Annotated in this window: 16 protein-coding genes; 6 read left to right on the top strand and 10 right to left on the bottom strand. The window is 45.5% G+C overall.

The annotated features are described in order from the left end of the window. Positions 1-37: 37 nt before the first annotated feature. A complete protein-coding gene (locus U1F02_RS00975) occupies positions 38-1,285 on the bottom strand; it encodes an alginate export family protein (RefSeq protein WP_409988480.1) in 1,248 nt (415 codons plus the stop codon). 813 nt (positions 1,286-2,098) lie between these two features. On the opposite strand from U1F02_RS00975, the gene U1F02_RS00970 reads away from it, so the two are divergent. Next, the gene (locus U1F02_RS00970; RefSeq protein ID WP_409988479.1) at positions 2,099-3,652 is read left to right on the top strand and encodes a cellulase N-terminal Ig-like domain-containing protein; all 1,554 of its coding nucleotides are present in this window, start codon (positions 2,099-2,101) and stop codon (positions 3,650-3,652) included. Between the two features lie 255 nt (positions 3,653-3,907). Here U1F02_RS00970 and U1F02_RS00965 read toward each other — a convergent pair whose 3' ends face one another. From U1F02_RS00965 to U1F02_RS00945, 5 genes are all read right to left on the bottom strand, one after another. Then, positions 3,908-4,150, bottom strand: coding sequence for a hypothetical protein (locus U1F02_RS00965; protein ID WP_409988478.1), 243 nt, complete (start codon positions 4,148-4,150; stop codon positions 3,908-3,910). A gap of 27 nt (positions 4,151-4,177) precedes the next feature. Then, positions 4,178-5,092 (bottom strand): abortive infection family protein, encoded by a 915-nt coding sequence (locus U1F02_RS00960; protein ID WP_409988477.1) that lies wholly within the window; start codon positions 5,090-5,092, stop codon positions 4,178-4,180. 19 nt (positions 5,093-5,111) lie between these two features. Further along, positions 5,112-6,113 (bottom strand): DNA-binding protein, encoded by a 1,002-nt coding sequence (locus U1F02_RS00955; RefSeq protein ID WP_409988476.1) that lies wholly within the window; start codon positions 6,111-6,113, stop codon positions 5,112-5,114. A 75-nt stretch (positions 6,114-6,188) separates the two neighbouring features. Then, the gene (locus U1F02_RS00950; RefSeq protein ID WP_409988475.1) at positions 6,189-7,208 is read right to left on the bottom strand and encodes a DNA-binding protein; all 1,020 of its coding nucleotides are present in this window, start codon (positions 7,206-7,208) and stop codon (positions 6,189-6,191) included. 169 nt (positions 7,209-7,377) lie between these two features. Next, a complete protein-coding gene (locus tag U1F02_RS00945) occupies positions 7,378-8,817 on the bottom strand; it encodes an SMODS domain-containing nucleotidyltransferase (RefSeq protein WP_409988474.1) in 1,440 nt (479 codons plus the stop codon). Between the two features lie 73 nt (positions 8,818-8,890). Between U1F02_RS00945 and U1F02_RS00940 the strand changes: the two genes are divergently transcribed. Beyond that, positions 8,891-9,826 (top strand): S-4TM family putative pore-forming effector, encoded by a 936-nt coding sequence (locus tag U1F02_RS00940; protein WP_409988473.1) that lies wholly within the window; start codon positions 8,891-8,893, stop codon positions 9,824-9,826. 14 nt (positions 9,827-9,840) lie between these two features. On the opposite strand, the gene U1F02_RS00935 is transcribed toward U1F02_RS00940, so the two are convergent. The 3 genes from U1F02_RS00935 to U1F02_RS00925 form a co-directional block, all read right to left on the bottom strand. Further along, complete coding sequence (locus tag U1F02_RS00935; RefSeq protein WP_409988472.1) at positions 9,841-10,659, bottom strand: hypothetical protein; 819 nt, start codon at positions 10,657-10,659, stop codon at positions 9,841-9,843. Positions 10,660-10,671: 12 nt separating this feature from the next. Beyond that, positions 10,672-11,565, bottom strand: a complete 894-nt coding sequence (locus U1F02_RS00930; RefSeq protein ID WP_409988471.1) for a DUF488 family protein — start codon at positions 11,563-11,565, stop codon at positions 10,672-10,674. 160 nt (positions 11,566-11,725) lie between these two features. Further along, positions 11,726-11,980 (bottom strand): helix-turn-helix domain-containing protein, encoded by a 255-nt coding sequence (locus U1F02_RS00925; RefSeq protein ID WP_409988470.1) that lies wholly within the window; start codon positions 11,978-11,980, stop codon positions 11,726-11,728. Between the two features lie 49 nt (positions 11,981-12,029). On the opposite strand from U1F02_RS00925, the gene U1F02_RS00920 reads away from it, so the two are divergent. The 4 genes from U1F02_RS00920 to U1F02_RS00905 are packed head-to-tail and all read left to right on the top strand — an operon-like array spanning position 12,030 to position 14,918. Next, entirely contained in the window at positions 12,030-12,569 is a 540-nt protein-coding gene (locus U1F02_RS00920; protein WP_409988469.1) for a hypothetical protein, read from the top strand. A gap of 2 nt (positions 12,570-12,571) precedes the next feature. Beyond that, on the top strand, positions 12,572-13,981 hold the full coding sequence (locus tag U1F02_RS00915; protein WP_409988468.1) for a DEAD/DEAH box helicase: 1,410 nt from the start codon (positions 12,572-12,574) through the stop codon (positions 13,979-13,981). 10 nt (positions 13,982-13,991) lie between these two features. Then, positions 13,992-14,417: a DUF6957 family protein gene (locus U1F02_RS00910; protein WP_409988467.1), complete on the top strand. Its 426-nt coding sequence runs from the start codon at positions 13,992-13,994 to the stop codon at positions 14,415-14,417. Positions 14,418-14,435: 18 nt separating this feature from the next. Then, positions 14,436-14,918 carry a hypothetical protein gene (locus tag U1F02_RS00905; protein WP_409988466.1) on the top strand — a complete coding sequence of 161 codons (483 nt, stop codon included), beginning with the start codon at positions 14,436-14,438 and terminating at the stop codon, positions 14,916-14,918. Positions 14,919-16,225: 1,307 nt separating this feature from the next. Here the strand turns inward: U1F02_RS00905 and U1F02_RS00900 are convergent. Then, a complete protein-coding gene (locus U1F02_RS00900) occupies positions 16,226-21,448 on the bottom strand; it encodes an RHS repeat-associated core domain-containing protein (RefSeq protein ID WP_409988465.1) in 5,223 nt (1,740 codons plus the stop codon). Between the last annotated feature and the right edge of the window lie 51 nt (positions 21,449-21,499).

The raw sequence follows: 21,499 nt of genomic DNA, 5'->3' as shown, positions 1-21,499 counted from the left end.
TTAATCGCTCACATAATATTTAACCACGTGCATTTTTTTACAACGAATAATTAACGCCTAACCATAATTTATTGGTATCTTTCGCAAAATCATCTGCTGAGTAGCGCGCAATTTTAGCCAACAATTGAAGTTTGTTGCTCAGCGTGTGTGTTGCGATTAGATTAAGTTCACTGCCATAGTGAATTGATGCATGGTCGCTATGGTAATCGTGATATTGCGCGCTTAGCTGACATTTTCCATGCAGCAGGTACCCAGCTCCCAGCCATTTATCGTGCAATCCGTTGACAGGAGTATTCAAAAACATGTCCGCAAAGCCATTGAATTGATGCAAGGTTGCAAGCGGTGTTTGCACGGCAGTTTTGCCATCGCCACTCAAGGTTTCTATACCGAGCTCCGCATTAAATGCATTAATTTTCCAATTAGCATCGAGCCGCGAGTAAGCGTTAGAAAAGTCAGCCGGTGAATTGTCGCCTTCAGCTTGATTGGCGTAAGCCAAATGAACTTGCAGTTTTTGCGATTTGGTATTGATAAACGAACCAAGATAATCCGCACCGGTAGTTACACTGGAGCGCACTGCCCAATTATCAAATTCGTAATTGTGATAAAACACTGAAAGTTGTTGCGTGCTTTGCGGTGCCCATTGCACCACAAGATTATTGAAATTGCCGTGCTCGTCGGCTTTGGTGCCCTCAGGCCCGAAAACCCGATTCACGTTGTAAAAATGTGAAATATCTACCGACACATTTTTGGGGAATTTATATTGCACACGATAGCCGTCCAGCGTTTGCTCATTCTGCCGCCAACCCACACTACCTAAAAAGCGTTGATTGAGCTCGTTAATTCGCTGACGCCCTAGATCAACCTGCGCATTATTGTTCTGCGATTTGTAGCGAAGCAGAACTTGATTAATATCGGTGCCAGCCGGATCGGCAACCGTAGGATATGACGTTTTTCCATTGAGCGTATTGTTGTAAAGCTCGCCGCCAATTACGCTTACATTATCCACTTCGAGCAAACCGGAAACGCCATAAACCGCACCGGTTTGAAGACTAACACGCGAACGAAGTGTGGACGCCAGAGCATCTTCACTTAGCCCATCTTGATCGACATTTTCAATTCGGTAGCGAAAGTCAACATCCACTTTGCTGGCATCCAACGCGCCGCGCACATCTGTTGCATCGGCATAGGCCACGCTTGCCGCCGAGCACACCGCGAGCGTTGCTGCAGCCTTTACTGCAATATCCACAGCACCAGAAAAATCACAACCGATTCCAAATGATTTCATATATCAACCTCGAGTAGTTAGTACAACCCGATAATGCGCTTTTGCATTGGCGTTGAAAAACGAACATTTGGAGTAGACCAGTTTAGATAAACCATTTAACCTTTTAGGAGTATCTATTTTGTTTTTGGTATTTGGTTTTTTAAGCAAAATGATTCGACAGTAACCCTGAGCTGCCCCAGCATAATTCACCACATATTGTGCTGCTCTGATTAAGTTTTACTTTTAATTACTCACATCACATTAAATCACATGCGTTTTTACAAAAATTAATTAACGCCTAACCATAATTTATTGGTATCGTTTACGAAATAATCTGCTGCAACCTTTGCAGCAGCACCTACAGCACCAGAAAAATCACAACCGATTCCAAATGATTTCATATATCAACTCGAGTAGTTAGTGCAACTCGACAATGCGCTTTTGCATTGGAGTTGAAAACACATATTTAGAGTAAACCAATGGCATGTTAGACACCTTGTTAGTCAAAGAATCGCTAACAAGGCCAATTGCGCTTTGGCAGGGACCTTAATTTTTTTGATAGTTGCCAAAATTACTATTCGTACAGTGAGGATCCATAAATTGAAACAGCAAGTGCAAGACTGCAAGCCATTATTGCAGCATGTCTCATCCCGGTTAACGGCCATTGGTTCATTGTTTGCTTTCGTGTTGATGTCTGGTGCGAGTGCATTTGCCGCTGACATTAATATGAAGATGACTGACAAGGACTATCTCAATACGCAGGGATTCAGCGTGTTCCTTTACGATAGCAAGTACCATCCTGTATTTGTTGATCAGAAAAATACAGCGATGGAAATGATTCTGCACGGACAACGTATCGCTACCAATGGTGATGTACGCTTGATACCCACACCTGAACAATGGGACTTGGTAGCAACCTTGAAAGGCAAGCATGCAGACAAGGCGAACAACAAACTTGTTGCAGACCTCGCCTTCCCCACCTTTAATCTCAGCTATAAGATGGAGGTGGCTGCCGAACCCGGTGGTGTGAGAGTCAGCATCAATCTCGATCAACCACTTCCGGACAATCTCGTCGGTCGCGCCGGCTTTAATTTGGAATTCCTGCCTTCCGTTTATATGGGCAAAACTTATCTCCTCGATGGCAGCAAAGCCGGAATTTTTCCACGCACGCCTGAAGATAACATGGTCAACATGCCACCGCTTGCTGGCGAACCCAAGAAGGCCTACTACCTGGAAGAGTGGGATAAGGTGAAGGGCTATGCTCAACCGACACCTCTTGCAACTGGCAAGTCCATCAGTCTTGGGGTTGATGATGCGCAAGCCAGCGTGAATATTGTTTCGGACACTACAGACTTGATGCTGATTGATGGGCGCAGTCGTGCACAAAACGGCTGGTTTGTTTTGCGTTCATTGATTCCTTCGGGCAAGACCACGGGTGCCATCGTGTGGCATATCCGCCCGAATGTGATTCCAAACTGGACGCGACCACCGATGATTGCTCACAGCCAGGTGGGTTACGCTCCAGATTTTTCCAAAGTGGCTGTGCTGGAACTTGATCCAAAGTACCACGGCCCGAAAACCGCCAAGTTACTTCGACTTAATGCTGATGGATCTTATAAACAAGTGTTTGAAGGACCTATCACGACTGCAACGCCTTGGTTGCGATATGTGTATTCAAAATTTGATTTCACCACTGTCAAAGAACCGGGTCTGTATGTCATCGAATACGACAAGCAACGCACGGCGACATTCCCGATTGCCAAAGACGTTTATTCGCGTACGTGGCAGCCAAGTCTCGATCATCATATCGCTGCGCAAATGGATCACGTAGCAGTACGTGAAGCATATAGAGTATGGCACGGCGCTTCGCATCTGGATGATGCACGCCTCGCTCCGGTTGTTGGTGAACAATTCGATGGCTGGAACCAAGCGACCGCAACCGATGGCAAATACAAAGGTGGCGATCGTATTCCCGGTATGAATGTTGGCGGATGGTATGACGCGGGCGATTTCGATCTGGAAGAACCTGCGCAACTCAGTGTGATTGATAGTCTGGCGCTGGGTTATCGCGAATTTGATTTGAAGTATGACCAACTTTCAGTGAATGAAACGTCGCGCGAAGTAGAAATGCATCGACCCGATGGCATTCCCGATGCTGTGCAACAAGTTAAACATGGTGCAATGTATATCCTGGCACAGTTCCATAACATTGGTCATGCCATACGCGGCACACATGAACCCGATCTGCGTCAATACACACATCTCGGTGATGGCGCCTCAACAACCGATGGGCGCATTTACGATCCATCATTAGGGCTTAATGAAGTTAAAGGGGTGCCAGAGTATTTCCGCCAAATGTTACATAGATTGCCTGTAAGCCAGGCGTAGCAAGGGTTTTGCTCCAAAAGTCTACCCTGTTTTAACCCATATTTGGGTCCGTAACCCCCCATCTTTTGGCTAAGAATTTCGGCGCCTTTTGAGCAATCATTTGTTATCAAAGTGGCTACGTAAACGAATAGCCAGCTTTTCTGATTGAACATCATATTCTTGCTGGTAAGTTGTTATATGCATGGAGCCAATAGACTTTACTCCACGAGATTTAAGATGATCTGCCAAAAGATCAATAACCTGTTTTCCGAATCCCTACCCTCGAAAGTCAGAATCAATCCACCATCCGGGCCGAACAACTTCATGACCAGATGCTTCTACGAGTGCAACCAAATTCTCTGTTTCGGTATCGAAAAATGCGAGCAGGCCCGCTTCATATAAATGCCAAATTTTAGAAACCCCAATATCGTTGGCATGTATTGGTAACTGTCTGCGCTGATCAATAAGTGCTAATTGCTTTTCTGTCTGATCTTCCCTTCGTGTCAATAAGATTGTCATTTCATACCTATTTAAACTTTGAATTCTCTATTGTTTTATCTGTTCACTATGAGTTTCAACAAGAAAAATTGCTAGCGTAGATGCAGCTCCGACCGCTAGCTTTGCATGCCGTGAACTCAATCCTCGGGATTTAGCGCTTTTACCATGTCCAGTGCCGTAACTATTACGTAATTCAGCAACACCGTAAGTTATATCTGCAAGATTTTTCAATAGCCGCTTGATGCTTTCACTCGCTTTTGCCTCGTCAGGAATATCTGAAGGTGTCAGTTTTAATTCTGTAGCCGTTTGTTTTACAAGCTTTGGTAGTTCGAGGTTGCTTTCTATAGTTTTACCTCGTTCTTCCAATATGGTTTTGCAAACAGTTTCGACAAGTTCTTTGGCAGTGCCTATCGCTAATCCTGGATCATTTTCAACGGCACTTTCCATACGTGTAATTTGGGTATTAACATAACTTGCATCGGCGGCGATAAATTCCTTTTTCAGTGATGCGATATATAGCTCTGCGGACAGCGCAATTTGGCGTGCTGCGTAAAGCTCTCTATTGCCTATTTTGGTTTTAGGGACAATTTCATAACCGTCATTTGCCAATAATAAATTGTAGGCTTGCTTAAGCTTCTCGATTTCTTCTTGGGAAGTTCTAACAACAGGATGAAGGGTTTCACATAAAAAACGTAGAAACACGTCATCAGGAGCGTGCATAAGATCGAATCTAAAATCGGTAAATACCCAGTCAGCATCCCAGTCGTAATTATTGACTTGATGTTGCCAGATATCGCCGTATGCATCGTCGAAGCGAGAATCAGTTGATGGCATTTCCTTTAAATTATAAAGACGAGAAAGGAATTCAGGTTCATCCAGCCGTCCGCTCCAGGCGATGTTTTCAATAAGAATTAAATCGGATATATCTCGGCGCGTTGCCTCAGTAATTTTTATGCTAGTCATGAGTTCCTTGTTCCTTCAATTAAGAATTTCGAACGGCGTGTGCTAATTGGCTTCCAAAAGATTCTAATAATTGGTTCTTTACACTAAGCTCGGTTGTGGTCGATGCCAACTGGATTTCTAGTAATTTTATGGCGTGCTTCTGCTCTGATAGCTCAGCGGCGATACGCTGATTTTCAGATAGTAATTCATCCAAGTTTGCCACTTTATGATTGGCAACAATGAGTTTTTCTTCGCTGTCTCTCAATCGCAACTCTAGCTGCTCTGCTTTATTAACATTTTCTGAAAGCTGTTTACGAAGCTCGCGTACTTCTGTAGCAAGCCTGGAGTTGTCGGTATTAAGTTGGGTGATATCGGCTTGCTTGATAGTAATGGTTTGGTTCAATTGGCGAATTTCGGCTTGCAGTTGTTGCACCTGGGTTTCCTGCCTGCGCTGATCTTGTTTGCGCTGTTCTTTCACTGACTCGCGGTAGTGCTCAAGTGCTTGGCGAGAATGCTGGTGCTTTTCTTCCAGCGATTGGATATGGTCATTTTTCGCGGCTATTTGGGTATCCTTATCACGCAGTTCCTGCGTTAGTCGCTCAATGGTCAACAGATGGTTTTGGCATTCGTCGAGCGCTATTGCACGAGTTTCATTGGCTGATCTCAGTTGCGATTCAGTGGTTTCAAGCTTGCGTTGAGCTTCAGATAAATTCTTCTCGGTAATGCTGACCTTGGCGTGGAGTGTGTCAATGATGGATTGGCTAGAGGCCTTGGCACCTTCTACTACGCTGGCAGCCTCTGCATGTAACTGAGCCGCCAATCCTGCCACCAGCTCGCTGAGGGTGTCGCTAAGTGCAACTTTTCCACCGGTAAGGGTATTTGATTCGTCGTTTAGCTCTTTTAGATAGCGATGTATGGTGTTTTTTGAGCCGGTATTCCCCAGTTCTACTCGCACGGAATCAATCGAAGGATGTATGCCTCTGGCAATCAGCGCATCGCGAGCCTTCTTAACTTGAGCCTTGTTTATTCCAGCATTTGACATATCGAGGGTCGGCCGTTAACTGAACGAAATCCGCCAGAACTGCTCTAACACGTTGAAAATTATAAAGAAATCGATTTATTTGGTTTCTTCTCGAACGCCTAGTTTTTCTGGTCTAGCAAACGATTTGTACAGCTCTTCCTTCACTCTTAATTCGGTTTTTAAGGCCTGGTTTTCCAACTCAAGCTCTCTGTATTTATTCTCACTCTTATCCGCACTGCTTTTCATTCTGCGCAGTTCAGCTTCCAGTTCATCATTCTTATTTTTAAATAAGTCACGCTGATGCTCTACATGAGCTTTTTGCGCTTCAGCGTGTTTTACCTGCCCCACTGCCGCCTGGTAACTGTCGGAGACGTGATTCAGCTGTTTTTGCAGCTCTCGGTGTTCAGCCAATAATCGAGCATTTTCTTTATTGAGTTGTGTAATTTCGGTTTGTTTAATAGAAACCGTTTGAGTCAGTTGACGTTGCTCGGCTTGCAGCTGTTGCACTTGATGTTCATGGCGACGTTGATCCTGACCCCTCTGCTCCTGTACCGATGATCGATAATGTTCCAGAGCTTCACGTGCGTGCTGGTGCTTGGATTCCAATGACTGAATGCGGCTGTCCCGTTCCGATAGCAACTGTTCTTTCGCTGCTAGTTCCTGAGTTAATTGCGCAACCTGTATGCGCAACTCCTGGTTAGCAGATGCTAGTTCCACTTGTTGGGCGTCCAACAATTCCAAGCGTTTGGCCTGCTCGGCTATGGTTGAGTTGGCGCCCTGGTATTGCTTCCTCACAGTTTCATATTGCAGACGCAAGGTTTCCAACACTTTCGAGTGGCTATCAGCCTGCTCATCAATAACTGCCTGGCTTTCCTGCTGTAATTGTTCCGCAAGGCTGGCAACCATTTGCGTTAAGGCCTCGCTCAAGGAGTTTTTAGCGCTGGAAGCTGTGGGATTCTCTTCCATCAATTCCGACAAATATCGATGTATGGTGGATTTTGAGCCGGTATTTCCAAGCTCCGCCCTAATCGCATCAATACTGGGGTTTATGCCCTTGGCCTGAAGACTTTGTAGCGCAGATTTGACGTTTGCTTTATTAATCCCGCCCCTTGCCATGAAATACCTCTTTGATTATTTCGTACTGTATTACGTAATATGTAATTACATACTAAAATAGCACGATTCCTATACAAAAACCATAAAAATATAAGGCATGATAATACTGGATTATCATGCCTTATGATGGTTTATTCACTTTTCTATCAAGAATTCTGTACAGATCACGTTAAACGATAGTTACGTAAAACGGCGGACTTTGTCCAATCAGCTGGTCATTTTTTATCAGAAACGCCTCGACAATATGCACACCACGGAACTCCAACTTCTCCCACCGTGTGCCATGTTCATGTGAGCCATAAAACTCACCGCGTAGTTGCCCTTTCGCCGCCGCCGTCACATCGGTATTAGTTACTCGCCACTTCACCCGATACGTGTTTGGCATCGGCATACCAACACCATTAATCGTTTGAAAACGTAGCCAGGTATCTGGGCTTGCGATGTCCAAACTGTTAAACCGCTGTATGTGCATTCCTTCTCTGCTCGCATAAAGATCCGCCTTTACCAGGACGTTCACCGGTGTTTCCCTTGCGACTCTCCAGGTGGGTCTATGCATGTGGGGTAACTTATTGAACCCCGCAGGCAACGCCTGCAGCCCGATTTGTTGGACCAACGCTACCAGATCTTTTGCTCCCCGGGCGGCTGGCACATGACTAACTAAAGCCAAGGCTTCTGTGCTGACACTCGCGGCCTTGGTGACAACAGCTTTTGCAGCAAATTCATCACCGAAAACACGTTGCCATTTGCCAATACTTTCTTCTCTGTCAGCTTCGTTGTAGGCGTCATCAATCCACGTTCTATAGGTATTAATTTTGGAGCGGAAGTTTTGGTATTTTGCTTCATCCCAGGCATTACTTTGGATTTCGCTATTGAGGACTGGATTGCGCACCTCAGGCAACACGGGGCGCAACGTAAGCCAATCGTCGAGCCGCCCCATCAGCACCTTCAAGGCAGTTGGCACATCGGTAAATGTGGTTGTTCCGCGATCTGCTTCCGTGACTTGCATCCCCAATAACGTTGTTAGCAAAAATGAGGGGCAAGTAAACGTTGTTTTGATGTCCCGGAGGTATTTCACTAAACGCGTGGTCTTTCGAAAGGTGTTGTTGCCGGCGATCGTGTTACGTTCAGCCAGCCAATCGGTGTACTTCTGTGGGGCCGAGTCTTCAAACTGGTTCGTGTTTCGATTACACACCTGGTAATAAGCAAAAAACGCGATGCCGCGCTCCAGGCACGGAGCTACATCGATGTTTCGTTCATTGGCGTAGTCGATCGTTATGCAATGCGAACAGCGTCGAACCTTATCTTTGTAAGTCGCATGGCTATTGAAGACATCGTACAGCGTGTTGATGTAATCTTTGGCCTCCCATCCGGTTACGGGTGATACGAACACCAGAAGATCGGCATCGAAGGGTTTGTCAGGTAAGGGTTTGATAATGGTTTGGTGAGCCCAGGAACCTTGGGCCGCAAATCCCAGCACACTCGGCTCCCAATCTAAATCAGTAATAACGCTTTTAACGGCCTCAATACTGGACTCAAGTAAATCAAAGCGCGTCTTGTTAAGGTTAACGGTGTTGGTTAGGAAGTCGGTAAATTCAGAAACAAGCTTCATGGTGCAAGGTCCCTCTGTACTCATGCAATCAGCTTACGCTGCTTGATAAGATATTTTTAAAATGGATTTCGATATGAACAATACGATCACGTCGTTACAAGAATCGGTACTTAATATAAAACGCCTTAAAGCACAGCGCTACCTCTATTCACGCGCAAAATGGCTGTTTGGTTGGCAAGTGTTTTTCAATGTGGCGGTCGTTATCGTAGTGGCATTGGTCGCACTCGCATATGACAAATCTTTTTGGTCGCTACCTCACAAGGATTTGGCGTGGGTAGTCGGTGCTTGTGGGATGACATTTTTTCTGGCGGACACTTTCTTATGGACTCCGGGAATTAATTGCTATCGACAACTCGCGGCTGGAATCCAGCAGTCCTTTGACAGCGAGGTGTTACAACTTTCCTGGGATAAAATCCTCTTCGGTAACCAACCAAGCCATGAGAATGTCGAAAGATATTCACGTCACTATGACAAGGCTAATCACCCGGCAAATGATTTGTTAGGCTGGTATCACCAGGATATATCTTCCGTTCCTTTAGAAGTGGCTCGCTTTATCTGTCAGCAAACAAATTGTTGGTGGGATATGGATTTACGTCGCCGTTACAATGGAATAATCATTGGTTTTGGCATCACGTTATGCGGCATCATGTCAATCATCGCCTTTTATTTCGGCCTTACTGCGCAATTATTTTTTGCCTTAGTGGTGGCTCCTTGCCTTCCTTTTTTCGCTACGGCTGCAACCTTATTTCAGAATAATCGTGATGCAGTGGCTCGATTGTGTGACATGAAAATGGAGATGGAGAGCCAGTGGAATGCAGTGTTGAATCGACAGCTACCCCTCGACCAATTAACGGATTTTTCCTGTCATATTCAACGCGGTATTTATTTGAATCGGGTAAACAACCCTCTGATTTTTGATTGGCTCTATCGGCTATCGAAAGATGATCATGAGCAGACGACCAGTCAATCTGTCAGCCATTATGTACAACAATACCATCAACGCCCTTAACGTTTTGTACAGTCCTAAAATAAAGCGCTTTGCAGAATAAGCGGCGGGCTAAACACACCAATGATCATAAACGGATTGGGGGCATTTTGGCTGTCCCACACTTGAGTCGTACCCACAAAAAAATGAATATTCCGTTGATTAACCAACTCAACAAGGTACTTGTGTCGGACACTTTCTACCGCTTTGGATTCATCACCACCAAAGCGTTGTAACTCCTTCCAAAAAAGCGCTCCAAGCTCCCAGTCGCTGATACTCATTGTTCGCTCGCGGCCAGTGCTGTCGGTGAACACATATTTAAACTTATAAGGCAATTTCCGTACGACTGAAAATACTTTGTCATTATCAGCAAACAGTTGGTTTTGTTGTCCCCTAAGACGGACCATTTCCAACTTCCCGGCATCCCACTCGCGAATATCCTCTTCTACCAACAGTCCTTTAATACTGGCAGGTTTAAACGTGGCTAAAGAGACATTTTCTTCAGATTTGTTAGCCTCAATGAGTTTTCCAAAATCATCGTACACCTGGAGTGCAAACAATACCCGTTGGCATCGCTCAAACCACTGCTGCTGCGTATCGATATGGCCTACGATTTTGATCCCGGTTTTGATGCGGTAACTTTCAGGGCGAGGATCGCTTTTGTTTTTTTCAAGATCCACTTCAACAATATCAAATTTTTTATATTGTTCAATTTCGTCCAATTTTCGGAAAGGAATTGGATAAAGGCGCACCCAGGTGCCATCCTCTCTGAGGCCTGCGGTGCATACAACTTCATCGTATTTACTGGATAAGGTGGGATAAGTTTTAACAGTTATTAATATTCTTTCCTTAGGCATACTTCCCTCTTGTTATAGGTGTTGAATCTCTATGTTGTTATTTGCTAATTCTTGGATGGCATTGGCTACGCGACTACGGTGGCATTGACAATGCGATTTTTCAAAACAGGTTATCGCTATGCGTTTTTTATCTTGAAATAACTGATACAAAGAACGTAATGATTGTGTTTCCCGCGTTAACACATCTTTTTCATAACGTTTAAAGAGTATGTCGTAATCGTCCTGTGAATGCAGCTCCTGTCGCTCGGCTGATTCTATGCCCAATGATGGCATGTGTATGTATTCTATGCCCAAGCGTTCCAGCAACGACGATAATGTGTTTTTGGAGAATCCATATTTCCGGCTGATTGGATTTTTCCGCACATCAACTAATGTTCGAATATCATGTTGAATCAATTTATTAATATAGGTTTCGACTGATGAGCCTTCGTAGCCTATGGTGGCAAATACCAATGCACGGCGTTTGACTGGCTTCACCTCATGGACTTTCGCTAATTCTTCATCCGTTAAATGTTCTGATGCAATTTCGCTGTTGATTGCATAATACGGATAGGATTTATAAACGTGCTGAATCAGTTTTTTACCCTTGATAGGTTTAAATTTGGCAGAAAACTTTTCAAGTTTTTCAACCGCACTCCTATCTAATCGCGATAGTTCAAGATCGCTATTGTCAGCCAGCTCCCACTCATTACTCTCTTTTAAAAATCCTTTTTCCGTTAGCTTGTGCTTGTCGGCCATGGCCTGAAAGGAGAAACAGCCAAACTTATAAGGCACGAAGTCAAAACTTTTTTCTTTTTCGCACAGCTGTGTGAATAAAAAGAGATATTTTTGAAAATCAGTAGCCGCCAATTTGCCGCCGAAGCTGGAAATCATTGCGAGAATCAATTTTTGTCGGGACAGCAACATACACACACCGAAGACAACCTGGTAAAGGCCGCCATCTTATCACAGCGTTAGCGATACCGGGCGCCGAGGCCAGCCTTGATAAAGGTGCTTGAGGGATTGGTTAAGAAAGGATACTTCCGTAAGAGCGCTCACTAGCAGGCAAAAGCCAACCAGAGTTAATTTATGACTGATCATCTTGAAGGGAATCGATCAACACTCTCAGGCCTTCGTGGGGATCTGCACCCAGTACCTGACAGTATTTAACAAACTCCAACAACTCAATTTTCTTTCGGCGCTGCTCTATCTTGCCCACAATGGAATGATGGCGATTCATGATGTCAGATACTTCACGCTGCGAATAGCCGCTCTTTCCCCGCTGCTCTTTCAGCCAGGCTTGTAATTTTTCATAGTGAGGTGAATAAGGAGAGGATTTCATTGCCGTGATGATAGAGAGCGGCTAGAATGGCGCGAAATTCGCGGCACAAATGATAATAGTTCCCATGAAAGAGATTGCGTTAAAGCCAGAACTCCTGGAAGTACTGAAAACTATCGACACCCTGACATTTACCGTAGATGCCCTGACGGAAACTTACCTACAGCAACCATCCAGTTTGCATACGTCCAAAAAAGCAGCCCGTCAATTTGTCTACCGCAACATGCAACGACTAATGACAGCGGGGTTAATGGAACGTGTCAAAGTCGACGGGCAGTGGCCCCAGTACTGTCTGACCGAACAATTTACCCGCTTGCACATATGCCAACCCGTAGAGACTCCATCCCAGGTCGAGGCCCAGATGTCTATCGCGCTTGATCCGCTGGCCGGTCTCAAAGAGCGATTAAAAGTGCACCAGGCTGACATCCTGACGGCGATGGGTGAAATGGAAGAATACGAGGCGATCTGCAAAGAGCTGCCGGATTTGCGCGCAATCGCGCAGCCACGCTACAACGACTCGCGTGAACGGTGTTCACGCTTATTGGGACGAGTAAAAGCATTGGAAAGCTTGCTGGCCGCTGACGCAGGTTAACCATGGGCTTACGTCAATGGCAGTCAAACTGTATTCGTAGCGCGCTGGTGAAATACCACGGCGGACAGCGCCATTTCCTGTGTCTTGCCACACCGGCCGCTGGAAAAACGCGCATGGCCTCTACCTTGGCAGCACTGCTACTTCAAAAAAACAAAATTGATTTAGTGCTGTGTTTCTCGCCCTCCGTCATCGTGGCCACCGATTTTCAAAGCGCTTTGGAGCAGCAGCTCAAATTACCCGTGGATGGACGTTTAGGTTCCAAAGGCCAGTCATTGACCTACCAATCCATGCTGGGCCAACAGGACAGTTTTTGGGCACTGTTTGATCGTTACCGCATCTTCGTTATTTTTGATGAAATCCACCATTGTGCAGGGGATTCACCGTTCAATGCCAACGCGTGGGGACATCAGATTATTGCCCGCATTCAAGGGCGTGCGGCGTTTACCTTAGCCTTGACGGGTACACCCTGGCGCTCAGATCGCATTCCTATTTCCCTCGCCAGTTATGCGCACGACGATAAAGTTCACTGTGATTTCATGTATGGTTTGCAGGAGGCCGTCAGGGATAATGTCTGCCGCGCTCCCGCCATTACGCTGGTTGACAATAATCGCATCCGCGCCACCCAGGGTGGTGAAGAAAAAATCTTCAGTAGCTTTGGCGACCTGCTAAAAGAGTCTGATTGCTCTTATCAGGACGTCATTGAAAACGAGGCTCTGATGACCTATTTGCTGGAGCAATCGGCCAAAAAATTGCGCAGCCTACGTAAGCATCACGCCGATGCGGCTGGCCTGATTGTCGCAGCCTCGGTCGAACATGCCTATAAAATTGCGGACAGCTTACAGCGCTGTACCGGTGACACCGCAGTGGTGGTGACATACATGGGCGATGCCCCGCAAGCGGCGATTGCCGCGTTCAGGACGAGTAGCGAACCCTGGATTATCTCGGTTGGCATGGTGAGTGAAGGCACTAACATTCCCCGACTGCGGGTGTGTTGCCACTTGACTCGGGTGAAAACCGAGCTGCATTTTCGCCAGGTACTGGGTCGTATTTTGCGAACCGATGGCATCCATCATGGCGACAGCTATCTCTATGTCCCGGCTGAACCTAGCCTTGCCGAATATGCTGGGCGCGTGATAGAGGAAATTCCCCACACAGGTACACTGCGCCGTAATCTGATGCCGTCAGTGTTGGTTGCTGACGATTCCAATCCTGCTCTACCGGGTGAGCTTGCAAGCATCACCATTAACCCGTTGCAAATGGATTTTACAGGCACGCCAGTCCCATCCGGCGCATTGCCTATGGCCCCACCGATAACGCAAGGCTCGTTGTTAGCGCATTACTACGAAGCCAACATCAATATGTTCGGGCGGTTTAAACAACAATTGTTAACCCTGCAACGGCTTTGCGCCTAAGGTTTTATAGATGATAGCACCGATGGACGCCCTCCAGGGTGTGGCGGACGCGCTTTACCGCAAGGGAACGCCATGTGATTTCGGGATAGATGACTCTTGTCTACCCGCCATGATCGAGCTCGCGTTTGCGCGTTACCCGAACAAGGCCGTCCGAGCGGTGAAGGATTGGGCGTGGTGGGATTTAGCGATATCCAATGAGTCTCGTCCTCAATACGCCGCCGCAGGTGTGCAGCCTGCCATAGTGTTTTCCACCTACTTGATTTGGGATAGTCGGGAGCAGTGGTCGGAAGGATGGAATGTCAAAACAACGGTACTGGTAAGCTTCGAAGAAAACTGCATGTTCATCACTCGCAACACGGTATATATCCTTGTCGGTCATGGGTATCGCAAGACCGTTGATCCACAGATCGTGGCCAGCCTATATTTCTTACGATAGTGTCCGTCCGGAGGTAGAGTGACCCCGATAAGCATGCAATTGATCATTTTGGATTTTGAAGCAAGCAGCTTATCCGACGGTAGTTACCCCATAAGCGTAGGCGTGATTGTCAATGGCGAGGCACGCTATTGGCTGATCAAACCTCGCACGGGGTGGATTGATTGGTCTCTGGAAAGCCAAGCCATTCACGGTATTAAACGCTCCTCTCTGCTCGAGCACGGAATTGATGTCTCCGTCGTCTACTATGAGCTCAAGACGCTACTGGGTGGCGCTCCTGTCATATATTCTGATAATCCCTATTGGGAATCACGCTGGTTGCGTTGTTTAGGTAAATTTGACTGCGAGGTTAGACATATTCATGAATTACTGCCCGCGTCTGCTCAACTGAGCTGGGCTGTTTGCCTGGATCACCAATTTAAGCTCCAACGACTTACTCGCCATCGAGCCGACCACGATGCCTATGCAATACATTTGGCCCTTGCAGCTATGCTAGGCAACTGATGTTGCGCAGCCGGCACGCCTGCCTAATTCGGGTTTTTGTTACTTGATTTATCTGTTGTAACAAACTCATGAATGAGGTGGTCAACCCAGATTATTGCTGGCCCGACTAATTTTTGTCCACTATAAAGTGCACCCGCGATCAATATGACCTGGATAATCATTCGCCATCGTAGCGTTTTTTGCGTTATATGCCTCGATTCCCAACTTTTGCCTCTCCGTCTTAGCTTTATACATTTCACGCATGGTCGAGTCTGAGTTTTAGATACGCCAATTTGGAATTGTTGGGCGCATTGGTGCTCATGGTCTGGCAGCCTCGTGATGCAATAGAAAAGTCCAGCATATACCGAGCAAAATTTAGTTTGGGCTGGGTTTCCAAAAACGGATTTGCACAACCGAAAGTGTTTGGTCACGACGCGTGTCGCGGTAGATTTACTACATCAAAGTCGGAATGGAATGTATTTTTGCGCGCGCCAAAAAACTTGTATCCTTTCGGTGGAGATAGCGGTTGTTCATGCTGGTAGCAAGATAAGTGAAGCGCGACATTGCGGTGAAACGACTTTCAGCAGGGGCATACCCATAGGGTGTATTAGTCCTGTCTCATAGCTGATAAGCCGTCGTTAACTTTTTTAGGTTGGCCGATGACACTAACTTGCCGTTTTTATCAGGGCATTTTGCCAAATCGCGACATCATATGTATTTGAAAATAACTTCCGACTGCAAACCCGTTCGTTCTTCTGGACCCGCAGCATATCGAGTTGCCAATCCACTAACGATCTTATTTTCTTGATCAAAGGTTGTAGGGCTCATTCCCAAGGGCTGAAAAACTCTTCTTTTAAAAAAAGTATCGTCACTTTTTCCACTAACTTGAGCAAAATGTGCTGTGGCCCAACACCACTGAATACATTACTTGAGGGTGATGAAATTTGGGCTTGATAAGAATTTACCTCAAATCTAATCTGAGAGATCTTTATAAAATCGGAAACTGTCAGATCAAGCCAGAGCTAGTACGTTTAATATTATATTTCTTCATCTTCTCTACGCTGCCGTTCTATTTTGGACGACCGATGCAATAAAAATATTGACACTATTAACGATAATACTGCCATTGAAAGTCTAACTCCAAATCTAACGCTGTACTCATGAGCCATAACGGTATCAGCAAAGCTTGTTAGCCAAGCCGCTTGCATAGCCCACATACCAAAAAAAATGGAGCTTAGAAAAGCTGCGAATGACAAAGTCCATAATAAAAATCGCATATCTAACCCTTATTTTTTTGTATGTACGATCAAAATCAAGATATTTGACATTTATTGCTTCCTCGGAGTTATGCTGCACGCCCTGATGACATCTATCACAAATATATGGCAATCATTTGCGAATGGGATAAAGGGGCCAGTTGGGGTTCCTATTTTGAGGTGATCATTTACGCATTTTTCGTCAAGTGGAGGGCCATTGTACGGAACAACATGTGCTCCCGGCATTTGAAATTCACCCGTATGGTCAACCACCTGTGTTGGCATGAATGGTAGATCCCCGCCACCTTCTTGTCCTGGCACTTTGCCGTTGTCTGGCCCCATGCCTGCCTCTCGAGTATCAGTCTTCATCCACCAGTGGTCTATCCCTGACTTATTCACAAAGCTAAATACACCTTGTAAATTAGTTGGTCGACCATATATTGTTACGTCCAGTCCATTCGGATCAATATATTTGACCGGATTTCCATCGACATATGCATAAGTATTAATACCTCCATTCAATCCTATGGGATCGCTGCTGATAAATCGATTCAAATCAGGACTGTAATATCTAGCACGATAGTAATTCAGGTTAGAAGCACCGTCATTTTCACGCCCCGTATACTGAAATGATGTATCGTCAGAGCCAGACTTACCTGAATTGCCATAAGCGCCATATGTGTATGTAGTAGATATGCTCCCAGCATTATCAGTCAACGCCAGCGTGCTACCCAAACCATCAGTGACATAGCTGGTAATAACTCCAGACTCTATCTTTGCGTAAATATCGTCAAGCTCTAGCCCTTCAAGTAAGAAAGTGCTGTTCTGCGTCACTGGGTTCTGCCCATCATGCAGATATGTTGTTCCTGCTCCCGCAACTAAGCGATTTTTTCGGCGACCTAAGGCGTCGTAGGAGAAGCTACTTGCTCCATCGCTAGTAGTGATTAATTGATCTCGACTATTCCACGAATACGTTTTTGTTCCATAACTAATCAAATTACCATTGTTATCATAAGATAATGCTGTGCCACCCCAATTCGTCAAACGATTTGCAGCATCATAAGTGGCAGATGTTATTGAAACAGGAATTTTCAATTTAGATAAACTACCCGTCTGAGATATCCGGCGGCCACCCAAATCGTATTTATAAGCAAGATCTCCAATGCGGGTGGTTCCCTTGTCGTAAGCGATGCCGGATAACTGACTTGCGCTGTCATAGGAAAACTTTTTAGCAATCCCATTAGGTAATGTCACAACAGTCTGACGATCTGCTACATCATACTGGAACCCTACCGTGACACTGCCTTGTGCGATTTTTACGAGTCTGTTCGCATTATCGTATTGGTACGTAACGGGATTAGCTTGACCGCCAACTGTTAAACTTGTTCGACGTCCCGCCAGATCGTACAAATAATCTAGTTGACCTTGAGGCGAAACCTCTTGAGTAATTTGATCAATACCATTGTAAGTGCGTGTTATTGTTCCATTTACTGAATCAACAAATTGTGTAGCTCGATTTCCAGAATCCCAAGTAATTTTAATTGTAGATCCATCATGATAGGTAATCTGGCTGAGTCTGTTGAGCGAATCATAAGTATATGAAGTTGTCTGCCCCTTACGATCAATTACACTGGTGAGATTACCGCCAAGATCGTAATTATAGGTTTCTATTTTACCTAGCGGATCGGTGTAGGTTTTAGGTCTGTTCCTTGAGTCGTAGGAGTATTTGTGTGAAATCGAATTGAGGGGATCCTTGACGGTAAGCACATTACCATTTTCATCGTATGTATATAAGGTAATGCCAGATTGGGCGTCTATTTTTTGTAAAACTCGATCTGAGTTATCTAATTTATATTGAGTATTATTGCCTAATGGGTCAGTTGTACCAACCAATCTTCCGACGCCATCTGTGAACAATGATATCGTCCTCCCAAGTGGGTCGGTAAACGAAGATAAGTCGCCAAGGTCATAGGTGAAACTATAAGAATTCCCAATAGCGTTTAATTGGGATGTTATTTTCCCCTCAGTATCGAGAGATACACTTTTAACATGACCTAGCGGATCAGTCTTACTAATGAGATTGCCTTTCCCGTCATATCCGTATTTGAAAACCTTCGCTATGGGATTAGTGTACTGAGTCAATTGGCCGAACACTTGATCATATCCGAAGCTGTGCTTAATTGGCGTTGCTGTGCCATAAAGGAAAGTTTCACTGGTTACATTTCCTAAGTAATCGTATTGAAATTTCGTTACCCGCCCTAGAGCGTCGGTAATGGTGAGGCGGTTATTTGATACAGGTTCAAGTTCGTATGAATAAATTTGTTGTTCTGGTTTTCCGTAAGCGAATATATCCTTAGTTAAATAGCCGTTTGAATTGAAGAAAGCCCGCCTTACGTTCGTACGTGGATCCGTTACATCAGTTTGTGTCACCTTTCCATTTCCATCGAGTGTGTATGCGAACTGCCAAACGGCACCATCCGCCAGAGTCTGTTGCTGCACGCGACCATTAATGTCGTAAACATTCACGACCATAATCTTTCCTCGCCTATCGGTAACTTTGGTCATCCTATTCGACGAATCATATTCATATGCCTCAACCTTTCCATTGGCATCGGTTGCTTTCCAAAGTCGACCACTGGCATCGTATTCATATGTGGTGAATCGACCAGTATTGTCCGTGATTTTCGTAATGCGGTTAGACGAGTCGCGGTTAAAGCTTAAAAAACGTCCGTGCGGGGACAGAATCTGCGTTATTCCGTTGGTGCCTGCCTCGCGTGTTATGGTCAGGGAGTTGCCATTCCGATCACGAACTCCAATTAAAGCGTTAGGTGCGTGAGGTTGAAAAATCAATACAGTACCGTCTTTGAGCGCAAGCTCCCAAGCGTGTGTAGCTACGCTTATTTGAAGTTTAGCGCCTTGAAACATTGTCGGTGATGATGTGTGCTTGTAAATTATGTCCGATGTAGTGGTGCCAGATACTTGATTAAAACGAACAGCTCCGCCATCTGGCAGTATCAAATCAATTTTTGGAGGCGCAGTCACTGTAGTGGTAGGGTTACTGAGAAATAAACCATATAAATGGTTGGTCCCGATTCCGAAATCCCTAGAAACCGGATCTTTTTGCCGATAGGTACGATGGATCAACAACGGAATTGTGTCTGCTATCTGAAAATCAGTTGAGCTGTGTAAAAAGAGACCCGTCGCACAATCTACAGGGTCACCTCCCTGAACGCATCCGCCGGGCGGCGGGCCTTCAAGAGGCGCATTATTGGTATTGTCCAAACCCCAACCAAATGCCATAAGATTTTTTTGACTGACCCCGGTGTCGGGCAAAACTTTTTTACCGTCGTTGCTGACAGTGCCCCCACCATATACTTGCCAACCTGCTCCAGTGGGATCGTAATTCCAGAAATTAACGCGAGTACCTGGAGCTGCATTAAGGTAGTTTGGGTAGACAACTTGAATTCCCTTTATACCGCCGCTTGCGCTGTTATCAACGAACATACCAGCTGGTTGTATGGTGAAATACACTGGGAAGCCACTCGGTACTGCGAACGGAACCCGATCTAAAGGTAATGGCGTTATATTAATTCTGGTGACTATTTTTCCGTCTCGAGTCCGAAGGATGGCTCCCTTAGGGATATGAATTTCCAGCCCCGGAATGTTCGGATTTTTTATAGTTAAATTGGTAGCGGCAGGAGAGGATATTTCGACATCATCGGCTGGGTTTAATCGAGCAAGATAAATGGATTCCGACAACAATGTTGTTTTATTAGGGGTCAATTCAACACGTATGTAATGTTTCGCATATTTTCTGGATCCACTGCTTACACTGCTTCCATCCACAGTTAGCTCAGTGACACTAGGATCAATCTTTGTCAACAAAAATCGACCATGTTGATCAGTTATGGTTTTGTGATTACCGATGCTAATCGCAACGTTAGGCAGTGGTTTACCGTTCAGCTTCAATACTCGCCCCGAAACAGCAGTTTCCCCAGCCCCCCCCTCTAAAGGTTCATTCAAATCGGTATTATTAATTGACAAACAAAACTCATCTGGTCCACCTAAAACACGCCAAGCCCCGTGGCGATGGGTTTCGACAGGAGTCCAGTCTTCAAAAGCATCTGAATTATTTGCAGTTTTAAAACTTTCACACCTTGCACGTTTAGACTCTGATACTTGTGCAAGGTTAACATTGCTTTTTGCAGGGTAGGCCTTCGTGCGAAAACTAAATTTAGAGTAGCTGAGGGAGTGTCCCGAATTATCGAATAGCCCCTTCAAAAATACTGTGTAGGTTGCATCCGGTAACAATTGCGCAGAAGGAGTGAAGAACGCCAAGAGCCCAGACTCAGCCGAAATAGCTTTTCCTTCCACCATACCTGACGGCCCTACGATTACAAATGAGTTTTCAGTCACCGACCACATTGCTATCGGTTTGCTAAAGCGAACGGAAACTCGTGAATCTACCGCTACCTCTGTCGTGTTATCCGTTGGGATTGTTGCTTCGACCTGAGGTGGCGTCGTGTCAGATAGTAGAAGAGAGTTAAAAACCGTGTCAGATGGATCCACATGTCGAAAGGTGTTAAGAGTTGGCTCATATAAATCACCGTTTTCCTTTGAGCTATGACCCAGCCCCCCCCACAGCAAACCCTGGCCTGTTGGCAAAAGAGCAGCTTGATGATTAGACCAAGACGCAACTGTACTAATAACCTGCCCCTTGTCCAACAGGCTGTCCGTGTTAAGTAGCTGTGCCGTTTTTAAAATTTCATGGCCACTTGATTCTCCACCAGATATCAATAAATAACCGTTAGTCAATAAAGTGGCGGTGTGGAAAGCTCTCGGAGTGAGACCACTACTATTAATGACGGATACTTCTCCCGTCGATGGCGATAAAATCTCAATAGGTTCAACCACATTTCCATTGGAGTCTGTCCCCCCATGAATCAGGACCTTACCGTCAGGCAACACTGTAGTGGTATGTCCGCATCGGGCGTACACAAGATGTCCTGACAATGGAGCTAAATTCGCTCGGTCAGAAAGCTCGCGAAAATCAATGGTGAAGAAGTCACCTTTGATCTGCCTATCTTGCTTTCCACCAACAAATATCCAACGCCCGTCAGGCAATTGGGTCGCGGTTTGGCATTCATCTTTCGGTGGAGATGGGATGGCGAATGTTGCAAACCCTCGAAGACTCTCTGTATCCGAATATACGAACGAACACTGCATAACAAGGAGGATTGTGCCAGCAAAACCTAAAATCCTTTTTAATCCCTCAGCTATATTCTTTAAAATCATTTTAGAAATATCTCCCCGATTTCCCTTAACTGCACAGAACTAACTTAGGTG

The sequence above is a fragment of the Cellvibrio sp. genome (genome assembly GCF_046347455.1).
In the GTDB taxonomy this organism is placed as follows: domain Bacteria; phylum Pseudomonadota; class Gammaproteobacteria; order Pseudomonadales; family Cellvibrionaceae; genus Cellvibrio.
Note: the sequence above shows the minus strand (reverse complement) of the source record. Positions and strands in the feature narration are given on the sequence as shown.

Excerpts from the sequence above, each read along its gene's own strand:
- U1F02_RS00975 (WP_409988480.1), bottom strand. The coding sequence starts at position 1,285 with ATGAAATCATTTGGAATCGGTTGTGATTTTTCTGGTGCTGTGGATATT.
- U1F02_RS00970 (WP_409988479.1), top strand. The coding sequence starts at position 2,099 with ATGATTCTGCACGGACAACGTATCGCTACCAATGGTGATGTACGCTTG.
- U1F02_RS00965 (WP_409988478.1), bottom strand. The coding sequence starts at position 4,150 with ATGACAATCTTATTGACACGAAGGGAAGATCAGACAGAAAAGCAATTA.
- U1F02_RS00960 (WP_409988477.1), bottom strand. The coding sequence starts at position 5,092 with ATGACTAGCATAAAAATTACTGAGGCAACGCGCCGAGATATATCCGAT.
- U1F02_RS00955 (WP_409988476.1), bottom strand. The coding sequence starts at position 6,113 with ATGTCAAATGCTGGAATAAACAAGGCTCAAGTTAAGAAGGCTCGCGAT.
- U1F02_RS00950 (WP_409988475.1), bottom strand. The coding sequence starts at position 7,208 with ATGGCAAGGGGCGGGATTAATAAAGCAAACGTCAAATCTGCGCTACAA.
- U1F02_RS00945 (WP_409988474.1), bottom strand. The coding sequence starts at position 8,817 with ATGAAGCTTGTTTCTGAATTTACCGACTTCCTAACCAACACCGTTAAC.
- U1F02_RS00940 (WP_409988473.1), top strand. The coding sequence starts at position 8,891 with ATGAACAATACGATCACGTCGTTACAAGAATCGGTACTTAATATAAAA.
- U1F02_RS00935 (WP_409988472.1), bottom strand. The coding sequence starts at position 10,659 with ATGCCTAAGGAAAGAATATTAATAACTGTTAAAACTTATCCCACCTTA.
- U1F02_RS00930 (WP_409988471.1), bottom strand. The coding sequence starts at position 11,565 with ATGTTGCTGTCCCGACAAAAATTGATTCTCGCAATGATTTCCAGCTTC.
- U1F02_RS00925 (WP_409988470.1), bottom strand. The coding sequence starts at position 11,980 with ATGAAATCCTCTCCTTATTCACCTCACTATGAAAAATTACAAGCCTGG.
- U1F02_RS00920 (WP_409988469.1), top strand. The coding sequence starts at position 12,030 with ATGATAATAGTTCCCATGAAAGAGATTGCGTTAAAGCCAGAACTCCTG.
- U1F02_RS00915 (WP_409988468.1), top strand. The coding sequence starts at position 12,572 with ATGGGCTTACGTCAATGGCAGTCAAACTGTATTCGTAGCGCGCTGGTG.
- U1F02_RS00910 (WP_409988467.1), top strand. The coding sequence starts at position 13,992 with ATGATAGCACCGATGGACGCCCTCCAGGGTGTGGCGGACGCGCTTTAC.
- U1F02_RS00900 (WP_409988465.1), bottom strand. The coding sequence starts at position 21,448 with ATGATTTTAAAGAATATAGCTGAGGGATTAAAAAGGATTTTAGGTTTT.